Below are 19,948 nucleotides of genomic sequence, written 5' to 3'. Positions count from 1 at the left end.
CGGAATGGGTTCGGTTCGCGTAGCCATCGTCGGCGTGGGCAACTGCGCCGCCTCGCTGGTCCAGGGCGTCGAGTACTACAAGGACGCCGACCCGGCGGCCAAGGTGCCCGGCCTGATGCACGTCCAGTTCGGCGACTACCACGTCGGTGACGTCGAGTTCGTCGCCGCCTTCGACGTCGACGCGAAGAAGGTCGGCCTCGACCTCTCGGACGCCATCGGCGCCAGCGAGAACAACACCATCAAGATCTGCGACGTCCCGAACAAGGGCGTCACGGTCCAGCGCGGTCACACGCTCGACGGTCTCGGCAAGTACTACCGCCTGACCATCGAGGAGTCCGCCGAGGAGCCGGTCGACGTCGTCCAGATCCTCAAGGACCGCCAGGTCGACGTTCTCGTCTGCTACCTGCCCGTGGGTTCCGAGGACGCCGCGAAGTTCTACGCCCAGTGCGCCATCGACGCCAAGGTCGCCTTCGTCAACGCCCTTCCGGTCTTCATCGCCGGCACCAAGGAGTGGGCCGACAAGTTCACCGAGGCGGGCGTCCCGATCGTCGGCGACGACATCAAGTCGCAGGTCGGCGCCACGATCACGCACCGCGTGATGGCGAAGCTGTTCGAGGACCGCGGTGTCCGTCTTGAGCGCACCATGCAGCTCAACGTCGGCGGCAACATGGACTTCAAGAACATGCTCGAGCGCGACCGCCTCGAGTCCAAGAAGATCTCCAAGACGCAGGCCGTCACCTCGCAGATCCCCGACCGCGAGCTGGGCGAGAAGAACGTCCACATCGGTCCCTCGGACTACGTGGCCTGGCTGGACGACCGCAAGTGGGCGTACGTGCGCCTTGAGGGCCGCGCCTTCGGCGACGTCCCGCTGAACCTCGAGTACAAGCTCGAGGTGTGGGACTCCCCGAACTCCGCGGGTGTCATCATCGACGCCCTGCGCGCCGCGAAGATCGCCAAGGACCGCGGCATCGGCGGCCCGATCCTCTCCGCGTCGAGCTACTTCATGAAGTCGCCGCCGGTTCAGTACTTCGACGACGAGGCCCTGGCCAACGTCGAGAAGTTCATCAAGGGCGAGGTCGAGCGCTAAAGCGCCGCACCCCAGTCGATAGAGGGTCCCCGAGCCACCGCCCGGGGGCCCTCTTCGTATGTGAGTCTTGCTGCCATGTCCGTCGTACGTGATCTGCGCGTACTCCTGCGCCTGACGAACTTCCGCCGCCTGCTCGCCGTTCGGCTGCTCTCGCAGTGCGCCGACGGCGTCTACCAGGTGGCCCTCGCCACGTACGTCGTCTTCTCCCCCGAGAAACAGACCTCCCCCGCCGCGATCGCCTCCGCGATGGCGGTCCTCCTGCTCCCGTACTCCCTCGTCGGCCCGTTCGCCGGTGTCCTTCTGGACCGCTGGCAGCGACGGCAGGTCTTCCTGTACGGCAACCTCCTGCGCGCCCTGCTCGCCGGCGGGACCGCCCTGCTCATCCTCGCGGCCGTCCCCGAGTGGCTCTTCTACGCCTCCGCGCTCTCCGTCACGGCCGTCAACCGCTTCGTCCTCGCGGGTCTCTCGGCCTCGCTCCCACGTGTCGTCGACGCCGAACGGCTCGTGGTGGCCAACTCGCTCTCCCCCACCGCCGGCACCCTCGCCGCGACCGTGGGAGGCGGTCTCGCGTTCGGCATCCAGCTGCTGGCCGACAAGTCCAACGCGGCCGTGGTCGCCTTCGGCGCCCTCCTCTATCTCTGCGCCGGCCTCGCCTCGCTGCGTATGTCCCGGGAGCTCCTCGGGCCCGATCCCGGCCTCGTGCCGCAGCGGCTCGCCTCCACACTCGCCTCGACGGTCCGAGGCCTGATCGCGGGACTGCGCCACCTCGCCGAGCGACGGCGGGCCGCCCGCGCCCTCGCTGCGGTGGGCCTCATGCGCTTCTGTTACGGCGCCCTGTTCGTCACCGTGCTCATGCTCTGCCGCTATGCGTGGAGCTCCACGGAATCCGAGGGACTCGGGCTCCTCGGGCTCGCCGTCGCCGCCTCCGGCGCGGGATTCTTCGCGGCGGCCGTGATCTCCCCCTGGGCTGTGGGACGGCTCGGTCCCTTCGGATGGATGACGGTGTGCGCCGCGGCGGCCGCCGTGCTCGAACCGACACTCGGCCTGACCTTCGCCCCCGCCCCCTTCCTCGTCGCCGCCTTCGTTCTCGGGCTCATCACCCAGGGGTCGAAGATCGCGACGGACACCGTGGTGCAGACGTCCGTGGACGATGCCTACCGAGGGCGGGTCTTCGCGCTGTACGACGTGCTGTTCAACGTCGCCTTCGTGGCCGCCGCCGGAGTGGCGGCGCTGATGCTGCCGCCCGACGGGCGGTCCCCGCTCCTGGTCGTGCTCGTGGCCGTGATCTACGCGGTGATCGCGCTGGCCCTGCGAGGGGAACGCACCGAGGGGTGATGTTTCACGTGAAACATCACCCCTCGGAGGGCCCGGGTTCCGCGATGTTTCACGTGAAACATCGCGGAACCCGGACGTGGTCGGTTCAGCCCTGCGCGGCCCACCACTCCTTCAGCGCGGAGACGGCCTGGTCGTGCTCCATGGGACCGTTCTCCAGCCGGAGCTCCAGCAGGAACTTGTACGCCTGGCCGATGGCCGGACCGGGGCCGATGCCGAGGATCTCCTGGATCTGATTGCCGTCGAGGTCGGGACGGATCGCGTCCAGCTCCTCCTGCTCCTGGAGCTGAGCGATGCGGTCCTCCAGGCCGTCGTAGGCGCGGGAGAGCGCACTCGCCTTGCGCTTGTTGCGCGTGGTGCAGTCCGAGCGGGTCAGCTTGTGCAGACGCGAGAGCATCGGCCCGGCGTCGCGGACGTAACGGCGCACGGCCGAGTCGGTCCACTCGCCGGTCCCGTAGCCGTGGAAGCGCAGATGGAGCTCCACGAGCCGCGAGACGTCCTTGATCATCTCGTTGGAGTACTTCAGCGCGGTCATGCGCTTCTTCGTCATCTTCGCGCCCACCACCTCGTGGTGGTGGAAGGAGACCCGGCCGTCCTTCTCGAAGCGACGGGTCCGCGGCTTGCCGATGTCATGGAGCAGGGCGGCGAGGCGCAGCACCAGATCGGGGCCGTCCTCCTCCAGGTCGATGGCCTGGTCGAGCACGGTCAGGGAGTGCTCGTAGACGTCCTTGTGGCGGTGGTGCTCATCGCTCTCCAGGCGCAGCGCGGGCAGCTCGGGGAGCACGTGCTCGGCGAGGCCCGTGTCCACGAGGAGCCCGAGGCCCTTGCGCGGGTGGGCCGAGAGCAGCAGCTTGTTGAGCTCCTCACGGACGCGCTCGGCGGAGACGATCTCGATCCGGCCGGACATCTCCTTCATCGCCGTGACGACCTCGGGGGCGACCTCGAAGTCCAGCTGCGCGGCGAAGCGCGCGGCCCGCATCATGCGCAGCGGGTCGTCGGAGAAGGACTCCTCGGGCGTACCGGGCGTACGCAGCACCCGGGCGGCGAGGTCCTCAAGACCGCCGTACGGGTCGATGAACTCCTTCTCCGGCAGAGCCACGGCCATGGCGTTGACGGTGAAGTCACGCCGGACGAGATCCTGGTCGATGGAGTCGCCGTAGGAGACCTCAGGCTTGCGGGAGGTCCGGTCGTACGCCTCCGAGCGGTACGTGGTGACCTCGATCTGGAAGCTCTGGTCAGCGTCACCGACGCGCCCCTGCTTCTGGCAGCCGACGGTCCCGAAGGCGATGCCGACCTCCCACACCGAGTCGGCCCACGGACGGACGATCTTCAGTACGTCCTCGGGACGGGCGTCGGTGGTGAAGTCCAGGTCGTTGCCGAGCCGGCCGAGCAGCGCGTCGCGTACCGAGCCGCCGACCAGCGCGAGGCTGAACCCGGCCTCCTGGAAACGGCGGGCGAGGTCGTCGGCGACAGGGGACACACGCAGCAGTTCACTGACCGCGCGGCGTTGCACCTGGCTCAGTGCAGTCGGGGTGTCTTCGTTGGCGTTCGGCACAACAGAAAAGGGTACGTGCCCCGGCTCGCCGTGACGTCCTCGTTTCCGCCCGGGCCGGGCGCCCGGGGCCCCCGACGTCCACGGCCGGCCGGAGATCGCCTGGAGCAGTCCCCGGCACTTGCCCCCGGCGTGCCTCGTTACCATGCCTGGACACAGCAACCGGGAACCACCTACACCACTGGCACCACCGACAACGACGAGGACGGGCGAACGCGTGGCCGAGGCGGCAGACATCCAGGGAACCGGTCCCTCACCTGCCCGCCGGTGGCTGCGGCGCACGATCACCGTCGCCTTCGGGGCGCCGCTTCTCGCCGGCCTGCTCCAGGCTCCGGCCGTCACCTCCTCGGCGTCCGCCGCCGAGGACGGCACCGGTTCGAGGACCGTCGATGTGTCGCTCGACACGCTGGCGCCGAGTGCGCCCGTCGAGGGGGACACGGTCACCGTCACCGGGACGGTCACCAATCACGGCAAGCAGACCGTGACCGATGCCACCGTGGGACTGCGCGTCGGCCCCCGGATGACGAGCCGGAGCGAGATCGAGCAGGTCTCGGGCCGGACCGGCTACCGCAGCGACAGCGACCCGCCCGTCCTCGAGGACGCTCCCACGGTCAAGATCCCCCGACTGGGCGCCGGTCTCAGCGCGGAGTTCTCCGTCTCCGTGCCGGTCTCCGAACTCGGACTCGACGCGGCGGGCGTCTACCAGCTCGGTGTCTCCCTCACCGGACACACCCCGGACCGCCGCGACGACCGGGTGCTCGGCATCGAACGGACCTTCGTGCCGTACCAGCCCGAGGCCACCGAGAAGAAGACCCAGCTCACCTACCTCTGGCCGCTGATCTCCTCGGCCCACGTCTCCGCGGAGACGGCCACCGACGACCAGCAGACCCCCGTCTTCGAGGACGACGACCTGGCGACCGAGCTGAAGCCCGGTGGGCGCCTCGACCAGCTCGTCTCCCTGGGCAAGGACCTCCCGGTCACCTGGGTGGTCGACCCGGACCTGCTGGCCTCCGTCGACGCCATGGCCAACGGCTACCGGGTCAAGGAGGGCGCCCTGCACGTCCCCGGCAAGAACCAGGCCGTCGCCCAGCGATGGCTGGACTCGCTGGAGAAGGCGGTGCAGGGCCGCAAGGTCGTCGCCCTGCCCTTCGCTGACCCCGACATCGCCTCCCTCGCCCACCGCGGCAAGGACGTGCCCGGCTCGCTGGGACACCTCCAGTCGGCCACCGCCCTCGCCGGGACGACGGTCGAGACGGTGTTGCACGTCCAGCCCTCCACGGACTTCGCCTGGCCCGCCGACGGGGCGGTCGACCCCTCCATCCTGGCGGTGGCGACCTCCGCCGGCGCCGACAAGGTGATCGCCCGCAGCGACAGCGTCCGCGACGACCTCTCGTACACCCCGACGGCGGCCCGGCCCTTCGGCGACGGCAGCACCACGGCCGTGGTGAGCGACGCACTCCTGTCCACGGCCTTCGAGGGGGACATGGTCCGCGCGGAGACCTCCACGCTCGCGGTCCAGGAATTCCTCTCCCAGTCCCTCGCGATCACCCTGGAGCAGCCGGAGGACCAGCGCAGCGTCGTCGTCGCCCCCCAGCGGGTGCCGAGCGTCGCCCAGGCGCAGTCCATGGCGACCGCCCTGCGCGGGCTCTCCGGCAAGCGCTGGAGCCAGCCGAGCGACCTCCTGGCGGCCGCCACGGCCAAGCCGGACCCGGACGCCTCCACGGCGGTGCCCGCCGGCTCCCGGTACCCGAAGAAGCTCCGCGACACCGAGCTGCCGGTCCAGGCGTTCCGCGACATGAAGACCACCCGGGACGAGCTGGACGACTTCAAGGTCATCCTGACCATCCAGGACCGGGTCGTGACCCCCTTCGGCAACGCGATCAGCCGCGAGATGTCGACCTCGTGGCGGGGCCAGGCAAGAGCCGCCGCGCTCTACCGGATCAACGTCCTGGACTACCTGCAGACCCTCACCGAAGGCGTGCAGCTGGTCGACAAGTCGGATCTCACGCTCTCCGGGCGCAGCGCGACGATCCCCGTGACCGTCCAGAACAAGCTGCTGCAGGACGTGCACCTCGTGCTGCGGCTCACCTCCGGCAACAAGAACCGGTTGAAGCTGAACGGCGACGGCGTCGCCGAGCTGCCCGTGAAGATCAACGGCGGTCACAGCCAGTCCGTGAAGTTCACCGCCTCCGCCAACGTCAACGGCCAGGTGCCGATGACGGCCCAGCTCTACACCGAGGACGGCACGCCGTACGGGGAGCCGATGACCTTCAACGTGAAGGTCTCCGAGATCACCGCCACGGTGATGCTCGTCATCGCGGGCGGCGTCCTGCTGCTCGTCCTGGCCGGTGTACGGATGTACAGCCAGCGCAAGCGGGTGGCCGCGCGGAACGCCGAGGCGGAGGCCGCCGAGGCCGACGGCGAGGCGGAGGAGACGGACGCGGAGACGGCGGAGGCCGAGGCTCACGCGGAGGCCCCCTCGGAGGACACCGAGGGGCCGGAACCCGTGCAGCCGAGTGACCCGACACCGGACACCGGGTCCGAAAGCGGCGACCCGTCGGGCCCGGGTGAGAAAGTGGACCGTTGAGCGATGTCGTGGCCGGTCGGCCGGGGACGATGAGGTGGGGTAACCATGAACGCGCCGTACGACGGTGACCGCGGCCAGGGCGCGGGTGGCACCGAGCCGTCCGGTGGGACGCCCGCGGCACCCCCCGGCACCGGCTACCCGCCGGTGCCGCCCCCGCAGCAGGGCGCTCCCGGCCCGCAGGGGCACGCGCCCTACGCGCAGGCCCCCTACGCACAGGACCCGTACGCCCAGGACGCCGCCACGCAGAACCCGTACGCCCAGGACCCCTACGTCCAGGACGCCTTCGCCCACGATCCCTACCGGGCGCAGGACCTGTCCGCGCAGGACCCCGTGACCGAGGCGCTCTACGACCGCGCCGCGCACCCGCCGCCCCCGCCCGGCACCTATCAGGAGCCGCAGCCGCTCTACCAGCAGCCGGCCGCGCCCCCGCACGCCCCCGACCCCCGGGTGTGGGCGCAGACCCCCGCGCCGGAGCCCGACGGCCCCTCACGCCACCTGCCGTACGGCGACGACCCGCGCACGGTCCAGTTCACCGGCGTCGACGACCTGGTGACCCGGGCCGGCGAGGAGGAGCCCGAGACGGACGCCTTCGCGCACCTCTACCGGGACCAGCAGACGCCCGGCCAGGTCCCCCCGCCCGCTCCGGAGCCGGACCCCATGCCCGCCCCCGCCCCCAAGAAGACCGGCCGTGCGTCCGGACTGCTGAAGTCGAGCGCGGTGATGGCCGCCGGCACCCTGGTCTCCCGGCTCACCGGCTTCGTCCGCAGCCTCGTCATCACCGGCGCGCTGGGGGCCGCCCTGCTGGGTGACACCTTCACCATCGCCTACACCCTGCCGACGATGATCTACATCCTCACCGTCGGCGGCGGCCTCAACTCGGTCTTCGTCCCGCAGCTCGTCCGCTCGATGAAGAACGACGAGGACGGCGGCGAGGCCTACGCCAACCGCCTGCTCACCCTGGTCATGGTGGCGCTCGGCGCGATCGTGGTCCTCGCCGTCTTCGCGGCGCCGCTGCTGATCCGGCTGATGTCGAACACCATCGCCGACGACGCGGCCGCCAACAGCGTGGCCGTGACCTTCGCCCGCTACTGCCTGCCCACGATCTTCTTCATGGGCGTGCACGTGGTGATGGGTCAGATCCTCAACGCGCGCGGCAAGTTCGGCGCGATGATGTGGACCCCGGTCCTCAACAACATCGTCATGATCGTCACCTTCGGCCTGTTCATCTGGGTCTACGGCACCTCCGCCGAGTCCCACATGGGTGTGCAGACCATCCCGGACGACGGCATCCGCCTGCTCGGCATCGGCACCCTCCTCGGACTCGTCGTCCAGGCCCTGGCCATGATCCCGTACCTGCGCGAGACGGGCTTCCGCTTCCGGCCCCGCTTCGACTGGAAGGGCCACGGACTCGGCAAGACGGTCAAGCTCGCCAAGTGGACGGTGCTCTTCGTCCTCGCCAACCAGGCGGGCGTCCTGGTCGTCACCCAGCTCGCCACCGCGGCCGGTGAGGAGTCCGGCCAGAGCGGCGCCGGCTTCCTCGCCTACTCGAACGCCCAGCTGATCTGGGGCATGCCGCAGGCCATCATCACGGTCTCCGTCATGGCCGCCCTGCTGCCGCGGATCTCCCGGGCCGCCCACGACGACGACCCCGGTGCCGTCCGCGACGACATCTCGCAGGGCCTGCGCAACTCGGCCGTCGCGATCGTCCCGGTCTCCTTCGCCTTCCTGGCACTCGGCGTCCCGATGTGCACCCTGCTGTACGCATCCAGCGGTATCCAGGCCGCGCAGGGCATGGGCTTCATCCTGATGGCCTTCGGCCTCGGCCTGATCCCCTACTCCGTCCAGTACGTCGTGCTCCGTGGCTTCTACGCCTACGAGGACACCCGGACGCCCTTCTACAACACGGTCATCGTCGCGGCCGTCAACGCGGCCGCCTCGGCCGTCTGTTACGTGGTCCTGCCGGCCCGCTGGGCCGTCGTCGGCATGGCGGCCTCGTACGGGCTCGCCTACGCCGTCGGCGTCGGCATCGCCTGGCGCCGCCTCAGCAAGCGCCTCGGAGGCGACCTGGACGGCACCCAGGTACTGCGCACCTACGCCCGTCTCTGCATGGCCTCGGTGCCCGCCGCGATCGTCGCCGGCGCCGTCGGCTTCGGCCTGCTGAAGCTGCTCGGCGAGGGCGCGTTGGGCTCGCTCGTCGCCCTGCTCGTCGGCGGAGCGGTGCTCCTCGGTGTCTTCTTCGTCGCGGCCAAGCGCATGCGGATCGCGGAGCTGAACACCCTGGTCGGGATGGTGCGCGGACGCCTGGGACGCTGAACCGGCGGATCCCGCGCAACCATCGGGGGGAACCGCGTGTCGTGCATAGCGTCCGACTGTGGGCACAATTGGCTTGGCTGTTGGATGTGGCGCAACGGATGGGGAGGCAGGAACGACGGTGGCGGAACGTAGCACGGCTGCCGTCGACGTGGCCGACAACAGCGGTGACGACCCGCTGACCGCCAAGGCGGACACGGCCGCGACCGACGGGGTGGCGGACAAGCAGAAGACGGCGGAGAACTCCGCCGAGGCCACGGAGAAGAAGGCGGTCGAACGACAGAGCGGCGAACAGCCCTCGATCACGGCTCCCGAGCTGCACAGCGGCCACAAGCTGGCCAGACGCTACCGGCTGGAGGAGTGCGTCACCCGTCTGGACGGCTTCAGCAGCTGGCGTGCCGTCGACGAGAAACTGCGGCGTGCCGTCGGGGTCCATCTGCTGCCCGCCGACCACCCCAGGGCCCGCTCGGTCCTCGCCGCGGCCCGCTCCTCGGCCCTGCTCGGCGATCCGCGTTTCGTCCAGGTCCTCGACGCCGTCGAGGAGAACGACCTCGTGTACGTCGTGCACGAGTGGCTGCCCGACTCCACCGAACTGACCACGCTGCTCGCGGCCGGCCCGCTGGAGCCCCACGACGCCTACCAGCTCGTCAGCCAGGTCTCCCAGGCCATGGCCGCCGCGCACCGCGAAGGCCTCGCCCACCTCCGGCTCACGCCGAGCGCCGTCCTGCGCAGCTCCACCGGCCAGTACCGGATCCGCGGGCTCGCCGTGAACGCCGCCCTGCGCGGCATCACCGCCGAACGGCCCCAGCGCACCGACACGGAGGCCATCGGCGCCCTCCTGTACGCGGCGCTCACCCAGCGCTGGCCGTACGACAGCGACGCCCACGGGCTCTCCGGGCTGCCCAAGGGGGTCGGGCTGCTTCCGCCCGACCAGGTCCGCGCCGGGGTCCACCGGGGCCTCTCCGAGATCGCCATGCGCGCCCTGGCCAACGACGGGGCCACCGCCTCGCGGCAGGAGCCGCCCTGCACCACTCCGGACGAGCTGGCCAAGGCCGTGGCGGCGATGCCCCGTGTGAAGCCGCCGGAGCCCGAGTTCACCGCCCCGCCCGAGTACCAGCGCACGACCTATCAGCAGGGCACGTACGGGCGCCCTCAGGCCCGCCCCGTGGTCACCCAGCCCGTGGTCGTCCCGCCGCCCCCGCTGCAGAGCCGTACCGGCAAGGCGTTGAAGTGGGCCGTCTCGGCCCTGCTGATCGCCGCCCTGGGACTCGGCAGCTGGCAGATCGCCGACCGGCTGCTCGGCCAGGACAGCACGCCCAAGCCCCCGAGCACGTCCCCGACGGTCGACGACGAGAAGCCCGAGCCGCCCAAGCCGCTCTCGATCCGGTCGGCCGAGGAGTACGCGCCCGACGGGCTGCCGCAGAACTCCGACGGCGTCGGCAACACCTACGACGGCGACAGCTCCTCGTACTGGCGTACCAAGACCTTCCGCGCCGGCCCCGTCCTGGCGCCGTACAAGCAGGGCGTCGGGATCGTCTACGACCTCGGGAGCGAGCAGAACGTCTCCTCCGCCTCCATAGCGCTCCGCTACGGCGGTCCGAGCACCGCGATCAGCCTGTACGCGGCCGACTCGCTGTCGCCCTCCGGCACCCCGGACTCCATGAAGAAGATCGCCGACGTGGAGACCTCGGATTCGACGGCGAAGCTGGAGACCAAGACACCGGTCAAGACCCGCTACGTGCTGCTCTGGATGACCTCCGTGCCGCACTCCGGTGGCGACCAGTACTTCGGATCCGGCTACAAGCAGGCCATCACCAACCTGTCCTTCCAGGGGACCGCCCCTTAGCCGCCGATCATGTCCACCGATGAGCGCCGAGCCCAGCTCGGCGCTCATTTACTTCCGGGCACGGACCGGATTGAATGCGTGCACGGCTGCCGAGCGAGGAGGGGAACCGTGGCACCAGCGGCTGACGATCCCCGGACGGCGACGGACCAGGATCTTCTGGCGCGCCATGTCGCCGGGGACCCCGACGCCTTCGGTGAGCTCGTACGGCGACACCGCGACCGCCTGTGGGCGGTGGCCCTGCGCACGCTGGGGGACCGCGAGGAGGCCGCCGACGCCGTCCAGGACGCCCTGCTCTCGGCCTTCCGGGCCGCCCACACCTTCCGTGGCCAGTCGGCCGTCACGACCTGGCTCCACCGCATCACGGTGAACGCCTGTCTCGACCGTGCACGCAAGGCGGCCTCCCGCAGGACCTCTCCCGTCGACGACACCGACCGCCTGGAGCAGCTCCTCGATCCCCACGAGTCCGCCGAAGCGCCCGTGGAGCGTCAGGACCTCCACCGGCAGGTCCTCGCCGCGCTCGCGTCCATCCCCGCCGACCAGCGCACCGCGCTCGTCCTGGTCGACATGCAGGGATACCCGGTCGCGGAGGCGGCCCGTATCCTCGGCGTCCCCACCGGCACCGTGAAGAGCCGCTGCGCGCGCGGGCGCGCACGGCTGCTTCCGATGGTCACTCATCTGCGCGCCGACACCGTGGGTAACGAAGCCCCCGATGGGGGAAGGAACCGGACGCCGGGGGCATCCGTCCCACCGGTGCCGGGGCCGACGGACACCGGACCGACTGATCCAGCTGCTGTGAAGGGCGGAGGTGGGCGCACGTGACTTCCACGGCCGGCAGGGCCGACACCACACAGCACCCGGACGTCTCGGAGATCTCCGACCTGGCCGAGGGGCTCCTCTCACCGACCCGTTCCGCGGCGGTGCGGCGGCACGTGGACGGCTGCCCTCTCTGTGCGGACGTACGGACCTCGCTGGAGGAGATCCGCGGTCTGCTCGGCACCTTGCCGGGGCCGCCCCGGATGCCCGCCGAGATCGCCGGCCGGATCGATGCCGCCCTCGCCGCCGAGGCGCTTCTCCATGCGACCACCCCGGAGGACGACGGCGCTGTTTCACGTGAAACATCGCGTACCCCGTCGGAGACGGTTCCCTCCGTCGCTCCCCGCCCCGTCGCCGACCGCCCCGAGGGCCGCTCCGGCGCCGCCACCGGTCCCGGCCGCACCAAGCGGCCCCGCCGTCGGCGGATCGCCCTGTTCTCGACACTGGGCGCCGCTTTCGGCGCCGTGATCCTCGGCACGAGCTTGTACCTCAGCCAGGCTGGCAACGTCACCGCCGGTGGCGAGGCCGCCGACACCAAGAAGGCCGATTCGGCCGCCGCAGCGGTCCTCAGCCCCTTCTCGGGCGCTCCGGTCGAGGACCGGGTGCACGCGCTCCTGGCCGACGGCGGCGCTGTCACGACACCCCAGGGCATCGGCCCCGAGTCGATGTCCGCGGAGGCGAGCACCCCTCCCTCCGCGCGGAACAGGGACACCACTGTCCCCGGCTGTGTCCTGGCCGGCACCGGCCGGACCGACGCGGTCCTCGGCCACGAACGGGGCGAGTACCAGGGCACGCCCGCCTATCTCCTGGTCCTCACCGACCCCGCGGACAGCGCCCGGGTCCAGGCCTATGTGCTCGACGCCTCCTGCGCGAACCGGAGCGCCGGCAACGGAACCCCCGCCGCCGATGTTCTCTTCAGCGAGACCTACCCACGCTCCTGACCTCGCGTCCCGTCCGGCATGGGTGCCGCAAGGCGGTCTCGGGAATGTACGCCCCTTAGGATCCGTTGGGTGGGGTGAGAGTGACCGAGACAAGCGCCCCCGTAGGCAGTGGCAGTCTGCAGAGACGAGGAAGAAACCCGTGAGCGACGTCCGTAACGTGATCATCATCGGCTCCGGGCCCGCGGGTTACACCGCTGCGCTCTACACCGCCCGAGCGTCGCTGAACCCCCTGGTCTTCGAAGGTGCCGTCACCGCCGGTGGCGCCCTGATGAACACGACCGAGGTCGAGAACTTCCCCGGCTTCCGTGACGGCATCATGGGCCCGGACCTCATGGACAACATGCGCGCCCAGGCCGAGCGCTTCGGTGCCGAGCTCGTCCCCGACGACGTGATCGCCGTGGACCTCACCGGTGAGATCAAGACCGTCACCGACACCGCCGGCACCGTGCACCGCGCCAAGGCCGTCATCGTCACCACCGGCTCCCAGCACCGCAAGCTCGGCCTCCCGAACGAGGACACGCTCTCCGGCCGCGGTGTCTCCTGGTGCGCCACCTGCGACGGGTTCTTCTTCAAGGACCAGGACATCGCCGTCGTCGGCGGCGGCGACACCGCGATCGAGGAGGCGACCTTCCTCTCGCGCTTCGCCAAGTCCGTCACCATCGTCCACCGCCGCGACACCCTGCGTGCCTCCAAGGCCATGCAGGAGCGCGCCTTCGCCGACCCGAAGATCTCCTTCGCCTGGGACAGCGAGGTCACCGAGATCCACGGCGACCAGAAGCTCAGCGGTGTGACCCTGCGCGACACCAAGACCGGCGAGACCCGCGCGCTGCCCGTCACCGGCCTCTTCATCGCCGTGGGCCACGACCCGCGGACGGAGCTCTTCAAGGGCCAGCTGGACCTCGACGAGGAGGGCTACCTCAAGGTCGCCGCCCCGTCGACGCGGACGAACCTCACGGGTGTCTTCGGCGCCGGTGACGTCGTCGACCACACCTACCGTCAGGCCATCACGGCCGCCGGCACCGGCTGCTCCGCCGCGCTGGACGCCGAGCGCTTCCTGGCCGCCCTCGCCGACAGCGAGAAGCTGGCCGAGACCCCCGCGGTCTGACCCCTCTCTCCTCAACCCACACCCCCGCGAGATCAAGGAGGCCGCTGTGGCCCTGAAGACTGTGACCGACGCTTCCTTCGAAGAGGACGTCCTCAAGAGCGACAAGCCCGTGCTGGTGGACTTCTGGGCCGCTTGGTGCGGCCCGTGCCGCCAGATCGCCCCGTCGCTTGAGGCCATCGCCGCCGAGCACGGCGAGATCGAGGTCGTGAAGCTCAACATCGACGAGAACCCGGCCACGGCTGCGAAGTACGGCGTCATGTCCATCCCGACGCTGAACGTCTACCAGGGCGGCGAGGTCGTGAAGACCATCGTCGGCGCCAAGCCGAAGGCCGCGATCCTGCGCGACCTCGCGGACTTCGTCGAGGCCTGATGCTCTCCCGCTGTTTCACGTGAAACAGCGAGCGATGTTTCACGTGAAACAGCAGCGGCCCGCCCCGGGAAGGGGCGGGCCGTTCGCATGTCCGGATGTCCCAGCGCGGGATGTCAGAGCGGCCGCAGGACGGGTTCCTTCTGCACGGCGCCGAGGAGTCGGTCGAGGGCCATCTCGACGTCCTCCTTCCAGGAGAGCGTCGTCCGGAGTTCCAGCCTCAGCCGGGGGAAGGCGGGGTGCGGCCGCACCGTCTTGAAGCCCACCGCCAGCAGATGATCGGCGGGAAGGACACAGGCGGGCTCCTTCCACCGGGCGTCCCCGAACGCCTCGATCGCCTTGAAGCCCCGCCGCAGCAGATCCTTGGCGACCGTCTGAACGACCACCCGGCCGAGCCCCTGTCCCTGGTACGCGGGCATGATCCACGCCGTCATCAACTGCGCGGCATCTGCGGCCACGGGACTGGTCGGGAAGGCCGTCGAGCGCGGCACATAGGCCGGGGGAGCGTAGAGCACATAGCCCACCGGCACGTCGTCGACATAGACGACCCTGCCGCACGACCCCCACTCCAGGAGAACGCCCGAGATCCAGGCCTCCTTCTCCAGCTCCGGACGCCCCGCCTTCACCGCCGCTTCCCCGCTGACCGGGTCAAGCTCCCAGAAGACACAGGAGCGGCACCGCTTGGGCAGGTCCGGCAGGTTGTCCAGCGTGAGCGGTACGAGCCGACGCCCCACGGCCGCTCCTCACTTCCCTCGCCACCGAGCACGGATACGCCTCTTGGAATCGTATCGATCGGCCCATCCGGAAGACACCGCTCACAGGCAAAGGGCGGGCCGTGTTCCGGTGAAGACCGGAGCACGGCCCGCCCTGGGCGGCCTCAGCGAACGGGAGGGATCAGCCCTCGGCGTCCTCGGCGTTCTCGTTGGTGTTCTTCTGGTCCATGACCCGCCCCTCGCCGGGGGCCAGGGTCGAGAGGATGCGGTCCAGATCCTCCATCGAGGCGAACTCGACGACGATCTTTCCCTTCTTCTGACCGAGGTCGACCTTCACCCGGGTCTCGAAGCGGTCCGAGAGCCGGGAGGCGAGATCCGTCAGCGCGGGCGAGACACGGCCGCCGGCACGCGGCCCCTTCGGCTTGACCGGGGAGGCGGGCTCCGAGGCCATCAGCGTGACGATCTCCTCGACCGCACGCACCGAGAGGCCCTCGGCCACGATCCGGTACGCCAGCTTGTCCTGGGCCTCCGGCTCCTCCACCGCGAGGAGCGCACGGGCGTGTCCGGCGGAGATGACTCCGGCGGCGACCCGGCGCTGCACCGGCGGCGAGAGACGCAGCAGACGCAGCGTGTTGGAGACCTGGGGGCGCGAGCGCCCGATCCGGTCGGCCAGCTGGTCATGGGTGCAGTGGAAGTCCTTGAGCAGCTGGTCGTAGGCGGCCGCTTCCTCCAGCGGGTTCAGCTGGGCCCGGTGGAGGTTCTCCAGGAGGGCGTCCAGCAGAAGCTTCTCGTCCTCGGTGTCCCGGACGATCGCCGGGATCCGCTCCAGACCGGCCTCCCGGCAGGCCCTCCAACGCCGCTCGCCCATGATGAGCTCGTAGCGGTCGGTGCCGGCCCTGCGCACGACCACGGGCTGCAGCAGACCGACCTCCTTGATGGAGGTGACCAGCTCGGCCAGGGCGTCCTCGTCGAAGACCTCACGGGGCTGGCGCGGGTTGGGCGTGATGCTGTCGAGCGGCAGCTCCGCGAAGTGCGCCCCGGCGGGGGACTCCGGTACGGCCGCCGGCTCCGGCTCGGTCCACGACAGCGCGGCCTCAGGGGACTTCGCACTCTGCGGGAGCGTCGCCAGCTTCGCGGCAGCCACTCCCCGATCCGGGGCCATGCCGGGAACCGCACTCGCGGAGCCCGCACCCGCACCGACCGACGGCGCCTGCCGTTCCTGGGGAGCAGCGGGGATCAGCGCACCGAGCCCACGCCCCAATCCCCTACGTCGCTCACTCACTGGATCCCCTCCGACATGTTGCGCTGGTTGTTCTGCTGCCCTACGTGGGCGTGCTGCGGGTCATAGTGCACGGCGACCCCCCGCAGGGCGATCTCGCGGGCCGCTTCGAGGTACGACAGGGCGCCGCTGGAGCCCGGGTCGTAGGTGAGCACCGTCTGCCCGTAGCTCGGGGCCTCCGAGATGCGGACGGACCTCGGAATGCTGGTCCGCAGCACCTCCTCGGCGAAGTGCGTGCGCACCTCGTCGGCGACCTGGGAGGCGAGCCTCGTCCGGCCGTCGTACATGGTGAGCAGGATCGTCGAGACATGGAGCGCGGGGTTGAGGTGTCCCCGCACCAGGTCCACGTTCCGCAGGAGCTGACCGAGTCCCTCCAGTGCGTAGTACTCGCACTGGATCGGGATGAGCACCTCGGCTCCGGCCACCATGGCGTTGACCGTGAGGAGGCCGAGCGAGGGCGGGCAGTCGATCAGGATGTAGTCGAGCGGCTGCTCGTAGGCCTGGATCGCCCGCTGCAGGCGGCTCTCACGGGCCACCAGCGACACCAGCTCGATCTCCGCACCGGCGAGATCGATGGTGGCGGGGGCGCAGAAGAGACCCTCGACGTCCGTGACGGGCTGCACCACTTCGGAGAGCGGCTTGCTGTCCACGAGGACGTCGTAGATGGAGGGGACCTCGGCGTGGTGGTCGATACCGAGCGCCGTGGAGGCGTTGCCCTGGGGGTCCAGGTCGATGACCAGGACCCGGGCCCCGTGCAGGGCCAAGGACGCGGCAAGGTTGACCGTCGTGGTCGTCTTGCCCACGCCGCCCTTCTGGTTGGCGACCACCATCACGCGAGTCTGCGCCGGGCGGGGAAGTCCCTCACCGGCACGACCCAGCGCCTCTACTGCCAGCTGGGCAGCACGACCAATGGGGGTGTCGTCCATCGGGGGCGGTGTTTCACGTGAAACATCCTCCCCCGCCGATTCGGTTCGGGGACCGGGGACCGGATCGGTCATCGGTCCCGCGATGTTGGCGTCGGACCGCAAGGATTCACTCTCCTCGGCTTCAGGCTCGCGATGGGGAGAGCCTGCCATGCTTTCGGGGTCGTGAACCAGCGAGGTCGGTGGTTCTGTGGGTGAATCCACCTCTGTGGACAACTCCGTAACCCTCGCGGGTGGCGTCACGCGGGGTTTACGGTCCCGGGGCGTGGCAGCCGCGCGACCGCGGCTGATGATCCCCTGCAGCAGTGAGCGACGTTTCACGTGAAACACCATGCCCCCGCTGCCCGGCCGGGACCGTTCGACACTCCGAAATGGTGCGTATGCGACGCTCAGCGGCGTCGGCGGGTCTTGCTCGTCCTGGCCGCCTTGGCCCTCTTGGCCGCGAACCGCACACCACCGGGGCTCTCGCCGACCTCCACCCGGACGACCGTGGAGAGCGGATCGACGATCCCCTCGCCCACCTGCATCACAGAGGTCTCCACCACACCGAGGCGGGAGAGCGCGGCGCGAGCACCGGTGATCTCCTCCTCCGCAGTGTCGCCCTTGAGCGCCAGCATCTCGCCGTACGGGCGCAGCAGGGGGACTCCCCAGCCGGCCAGCCGGTCGAGGGGGGCCACCGCGCGGGCGGTCACCACGTGCACGGGCGTGATCTTGCCGAGCATCTCCTCGGCGCGGCCCCGGACCACGGTCACATGGTCGAGACCGAGCAGCTCGACGACCTCCTGGAGGAAGTTCGTCCGGCGGAGAAGGGGCTCCAGGAGCGTGATCTTCAGATCGGGGCGTACCAGGGCCAGGGGGATACCGGGAAGGCCGGCACCCGAGCCCACGTCGCAGACGGTGACGCCCTCGGGGACGACCTCCGAGAGGACGGCGCAGTTCAGCAGATGGCGCTCCCACAGACGCGGCACCTCACGTGGCCCGATCAGGCCCCGCTTCACACCGGCGTCCGCGAGGAGCTCGGCGTACCGCACGGCCTCCGGGAAGTACTCGCCGAAGACTGTCCGGGCCTGCTCCGGAGCCTCGGGGAGCTCCGCTTCCTCCGTCACGGGAACCGTCCTTCCGTACCGCACGCGTCGCGTGCGAGCGCACTGTGGTGGCTGACTATCAGGCTGACAAAGATCGGCCCCGCCTGCGAACAGACGGGGCCGACACTACGTGAGGGGTCAGGCCGGGAGCACAACGACGAAGCGCTGCGGCTCCTCGCCCTCGGACTCGCTGCGCAGACCGGCGGCGGCGATCGCGTCATGCACGACCTTGCGCTCGAACGGCGTCATCGGGTCCAGCTTGACCGGCTGTCCGGTCGACTTCACCTCGACCGCGGCCTTGGCGCCCAGCTCGGCGAGTTCGGCGCGCTTCTTGGCGCGGAAGCCGGCGATGTCGAGCATCAGACGGCTGCGGTCACCGGTCTCGCGGTGCACGGCCAGTCGGGTCAGCTCCTGGAGGGCCTCCAGGACCTCGCCGTCACGACCCACGAGCTTCTGCAGCTCACGGCTGCTGGAGTCGCTGATGATCGAGACCGCGGCCCGGTCCGCCTCGACGTCCATGTCGATGTCGCCGTCGAGGTCGGCGATGTCGAGCAGGCCTTCGAGGTAGTCGGCCGCGATCTCACCCTCCTGCTCCAGGCGGGTCAGGGTGTCGCCACCCTCGGCGGCGGCGGAGGTGGTGCCTTCCGTCACGGATGGACTCCTTCTTGCTTCGACGAGGCTTACTTCTTGGAGGACGGGTGCTTGGGCCGCTGCTGGCCCTTGCGCTGACCGGACTTGCCCTGACGGGAGCCGCCGGAGTTGGCGCGGCTCGGACGCGCGGGCTTGTCGCCCTGTGCCTCGTCCTTCGGCTCGTCCTTCGCGGTGGCCTTGGCCGTGCCCTGGGGCTTCTTCTCGAGGGAGGTGGTCGGCGCCGCTTCGGCGGCCGGCTCCGAGCCTTCCTCTGCGTCCTTCGTCACGGCGTGCTGGGCCGCGGCCTGACGCTGGGACTTGGTCTGGCGCTTGGGCTGCTGACGCTTGGCGGTGGCGACGCCACCCTCGGCGTCGGCCACGAGCGTGTCGCTCTTGATCACGGTGCCGTCGGCCTGGGCGGCGAAGCCGGCCTTGCTCAGGCCCGCGAAGAAGCGGCGCTCGTTCTCGTTGCGGTCGCTGCCCTTGGCGACGATCACCTTGACGATGTTCTTGCGGCGGCGGCCGCGGACCTCACCGTGCTGCGTGACGCTCTTCAGCAGGCGCTGGAGGTAGGAGTCCTGCGCCTTGCTGCCCGGGGTCGGGTTCTGGTTGATCACGTACATCTGCTGGCCCATGGTCCACACGTTGGTGGTCAGCCAGTAGACGAGGACACCGACGGGGAAGTTGATGCCCATGACGGCGAAGATCACCGGAAAGATGTACATGAGCATCTTCTGCTGCTGCATGTACGGGGTCTTCACCGAGAGGTCGACGTTCTTCATCATCAGCTGGCGCTGGGTGAAGAACTGCGAGGCCGACATCAGGACGATCATGATCGCGGTGACGATGCGGACCGAGGTCAGCGAGGCGTCGAGCGCGGCGACCTCGGCGGCGCTGTCCGTGAACTTCGAGGCGAGCGGGGCGCCGAAGATGTGTGCCTGACGGGCGCTGGCGAGCAGCGAGTCGTCGATGACGCCGATCGTCTTGCCCGAGGCGATGCTGGAGAGCACGTGGTAGAGGGCGAAGAAGAACGGCGACTGCGCCAGGATGGGAAGGCACGAGGAGAGCGGGTTGGTACCCGTCTCCTTGTACAGCTTCATCATCTCTTCGGACTGACGCTGCTTGTCGCTCTTGTAGCGCTCCTGGATCGCCTTCATCTTCGGCTGGAGCGCCTGCATGTTCCGGGTCGACTTGATCTGCTTGACGAACAGCGGGATCAGACAGATACGGATCAGCACCACGAGGGACACGATGGACAGGCCCCAGGCCCAGCCCGTGTCAGGGCCGAAGATCGCCCCGTACACCTTGTGGAACTGGACGATCACCCATGAGACAGGTGTGGTGATGAAGCTGAACAGACTGGCAATCGTGTCCACTA

16 protein-coding genes are annotated in these 19,948 nt (G+C 70.0%); 9 read left to right on the top strand and 7 right to left on the bottom strand.

Annotation, left to right across the window (positions count from 1 at the left end):
- The first annotated feature begins 4 nt into the window (after nt 1-4).
- Together DEJ43_RS18295 and DEJ43_RS18290 are read left to right on the top strand one after the other, a co-directional pair.
- The gene (locus tag DEJ43_RS18295) at nt 5-1,087 is read left to right on the top strand and encodes an inositol-3-phosphate synthase (RefSeq protein WP_015034875.1); all 1,083 of its coding nucleotides are present in this window, start codon (nt 5-7) and stop codon (nt 1,085-1,087) included.
- Between the two features lie 75 nt (nt 1,088-1,162).
- Nucleotides 1,163-2,422, top strand: coding sequence for an MFS transporter (locus DEJ43_RS18290; protein ID WP_015034874.1), 1,260 nt, complete (start codon nt 1,163-1,165; stop codon nt 2,420-2,422).
- Nucleotides 2,423-2,507: 85 nt separating this feature from the next.
- Here DEJ43_RS18290 and DEJ43_RS18285 read toward each other — a convergent pair whose 3' ends face one another.
- Complete coding sequence (locus DEJ43_RS18285; RefSeq protein ID WP_181399505.1) at nt 2,508-3,974, bottom strand: CCA tRNA nucleotidyltransferase; 1,467 nt, start codon at nt 3,972-3,974, stop codon at nt 2,508-2,510.
- Between the two features lie 214 nt (nt 3,975-4,188).
- On the opposite strand from DEJ43_RS18285, the gene DEJ43_RS18280 reads away from it, so the two are divergent.
- The 7 genes from DEJ43_RS18280 (at nt 4,189) to trxA (ending at nt 13,943) form a co-directional block, all read left to right on the top strand.
- Nucleotides 4,189-6,558, top strand: coding sequence for a DUF6049 family protein (locus tag DEJ43_RS18280; protein ID WP_015034871.1), 2,370 nt, complete (start codon nt 4,189-4,191; stop codon nt 6,556-6,558).
- A gap of 45 nt (nt 6,559-6,603) precedes the next feature.
- Nucleotides 6,604-8,871, top strand: coding sequence for a murein biosynthesis integral membrane protein MurJ (murJ, locus tag DEJ43_RS18275; RefSeq protein WP_015034870.1), 2,268 nt, complete (start codon nt 6,604-6,606; stop codon nt 8,869-8,871).
- 118 nt (nt 8,872-8,989) lie between these two features.
- Nucleotides 8,990-10,714, top strand: coding sequence for a protein kinase family protein (locus tag DEJ43_RS18270; RefSeq protein WP_015034869.1), 1,725 nt, complete (start codon nt 8,990-8,992; stop codon nt 10,712-10,714).
- A 108-nt stretch (nt 10,715-10,822) separates the two neighbouring features.
- Nucleotides 10,823-11,533 carry an RNA polymerase sigma factor SigM gene (gene sigM / locus DEJ43_RS18265; RefSeq protein WP_041662652.1) on the top strand — a complete coding sequence of 237 codons (711 nt, stop codon included), beginning with the start codon at nt 10,823-10,825 and terminating at the stop codon, nt 11,531-11,533.
- On the top strand, nt 11,530-12,468 hold the full coding sequence (locus DEJ43_RS18260) for an anti-sigma factor (protein ID WP_015034867.1): 939 nt from the start codon (nt 11,530-11,532) through the stop codon (nt 12,466-12,468). The genes sigM and DEJ43_RS18260 overlap by 4 nt, the downstream gene beginning before the upstream one ends.
- 139 nt (nt 12,469-12,607) lie before the next feature.
- A complete protein-coding gene (gene trxB / locus DEJ43_RS18255; RefSeq protein ID WP_015034866.1) occupies nt 12,608-13,573 on the top strand; it encodes a thioredoxin-disulfide reductase in 966 nt (321 codons plus the stop codon).
- A gap of 46 nt (nt 13,574-13,619) precedes the next feature.
- The gene (gene trxA, locus DEJ43_RS18250) at nt 13,620-13,943 is read left to right on the top strand and encodes a thioredoxin (protein ID WP_015034865.1); all 324 of its coding nucleotides are present in this window, start codon (nt 13,620-13,622) and stop codon (nt 13,941-13,943) included.
- Between the two features lie 113 nt (nt 13,944-14,056).
- Here the strand turns inward: trxA and DEJ43_RS18245 are convergent, their stop codons facing one another.
- From DEJ43_RS18245 to yidC, 6 genes are all read right to left on the bottom strand, one after another.
- A complete protein-coding gene (locus DEJ43_RS18245; protein WP_015034864.1) occupies nt 14,057-14,674 on the bottom strand; it encodes a GNAT family N-acetyltransferase in 618 nt (205 codons plus the stop codon).
- Between the two features lie 160 nt (nt 14,675-14,834).
- Complete coding sequence (locus DEJ43_RS18240; protein ID WP_071891394.1) at nt 14,835-15,935, bottom strand: ParB/RepB/Spo0J family partition protein; 1,101 nt, start codon at nt 15,933-15,935, stop codon at nt 14,835-14,837.
- Complete coding sequence (locus DEJ43_RS18235) at nt 15,932-17,008, bottom strand: ParA family protein (protein ID WP_078508685.1); 1,077 nt, start codon at nt 17,006-17,008, stop codon at nt 15,932-15,934. The genes DEJ43_RS18240 and DEJ43_RS18235 overlap by 4 nt, the downstream gene beginning before the upstream one ends.
- Before the next feature lie 236 nt (nt 17,009-17,244).
- Complete coding sequence (gene rsmG, locus DEJ43_RS18230) at nt 17,245-17,961, bottom strand: 16S rRNA (guanine(527)-N(7))-methyltransferase RsmG (protein ID WP_041662647.1); 717 nt, start codon at nt 17,959-17,961, stop codon at nt 17,245-17,247.
- A 117-nt stretch (nt 17,962-18,078) separates the two neighbouring features.
- Nucleotides 18,079-18,591, bottom strand: a complete 513-nt coding sequence (locus tag DEJ43_RS18225) for a Jag family protein (protein ID WP_015034860.1) — start codon at nt 18,589-18,591, stop codon at nt 18,079-18,081.
- 29 nt (nt 18,592-18,620) lie between these two features.
- Complete coding sequence (gene yidC, locus DEJ43_RS18220) at nt 18,621-19,946, bottom strand: membrane protein insertase YidC (RefSeq protein ID WP_015034859.1); 1,326 nt, start codon at nt 19,944-19,946, stop codon at nt 18,621-18,623.
- Between the last annotated feature and the right edge of the window lie 2 nt (nt 19,947-19,948).

Origin of the sequence: Streptomyces venezuelae ATCC 10712, assembly GCF_008639165.1 — a bacterium.
In the GTDB taxonomy this organism is placed as follows: Bacteria; Actinomycetota; Actinomycetes; order Streptomycetales; family Streptomycetaceae; genus Streptomyces; species Streptomyces venezuelae.
This window is presented reverse-complemented; position numbering and strand designations above follow the sequence as displayed.

Coding starts and splice junctions, on each gene's coding strand:
- DEJ43_RS18295 (WP_015034875.1), top strand. CDS start 5: ATGGGTTCGGTTCGCGTAGCCATCGTCGGCGTGGGCAACTGCGCCGCC.
- DEJ43_RS18290 (WP_015034874.1), top strand. CDS start 1,163: ATGTCCGTCGTACGTGATCTGCGCGTACTCCTGCGCCTGACGAACTTC.
- murJ (WP_015034870.1), top strand. CDS start 6,604: ATGAACGCGCCGTACGACGGTGACCGCGGCCAGGGCGCGGGTGGCACC.
- DEJ43_RS18235 (WP_078508685.1), bottom strand. CDS start 17,008: ATGGCAGGCTCTCCCCATCGCGAGCCTGAAGCCGAGGAGAGTGAATCC.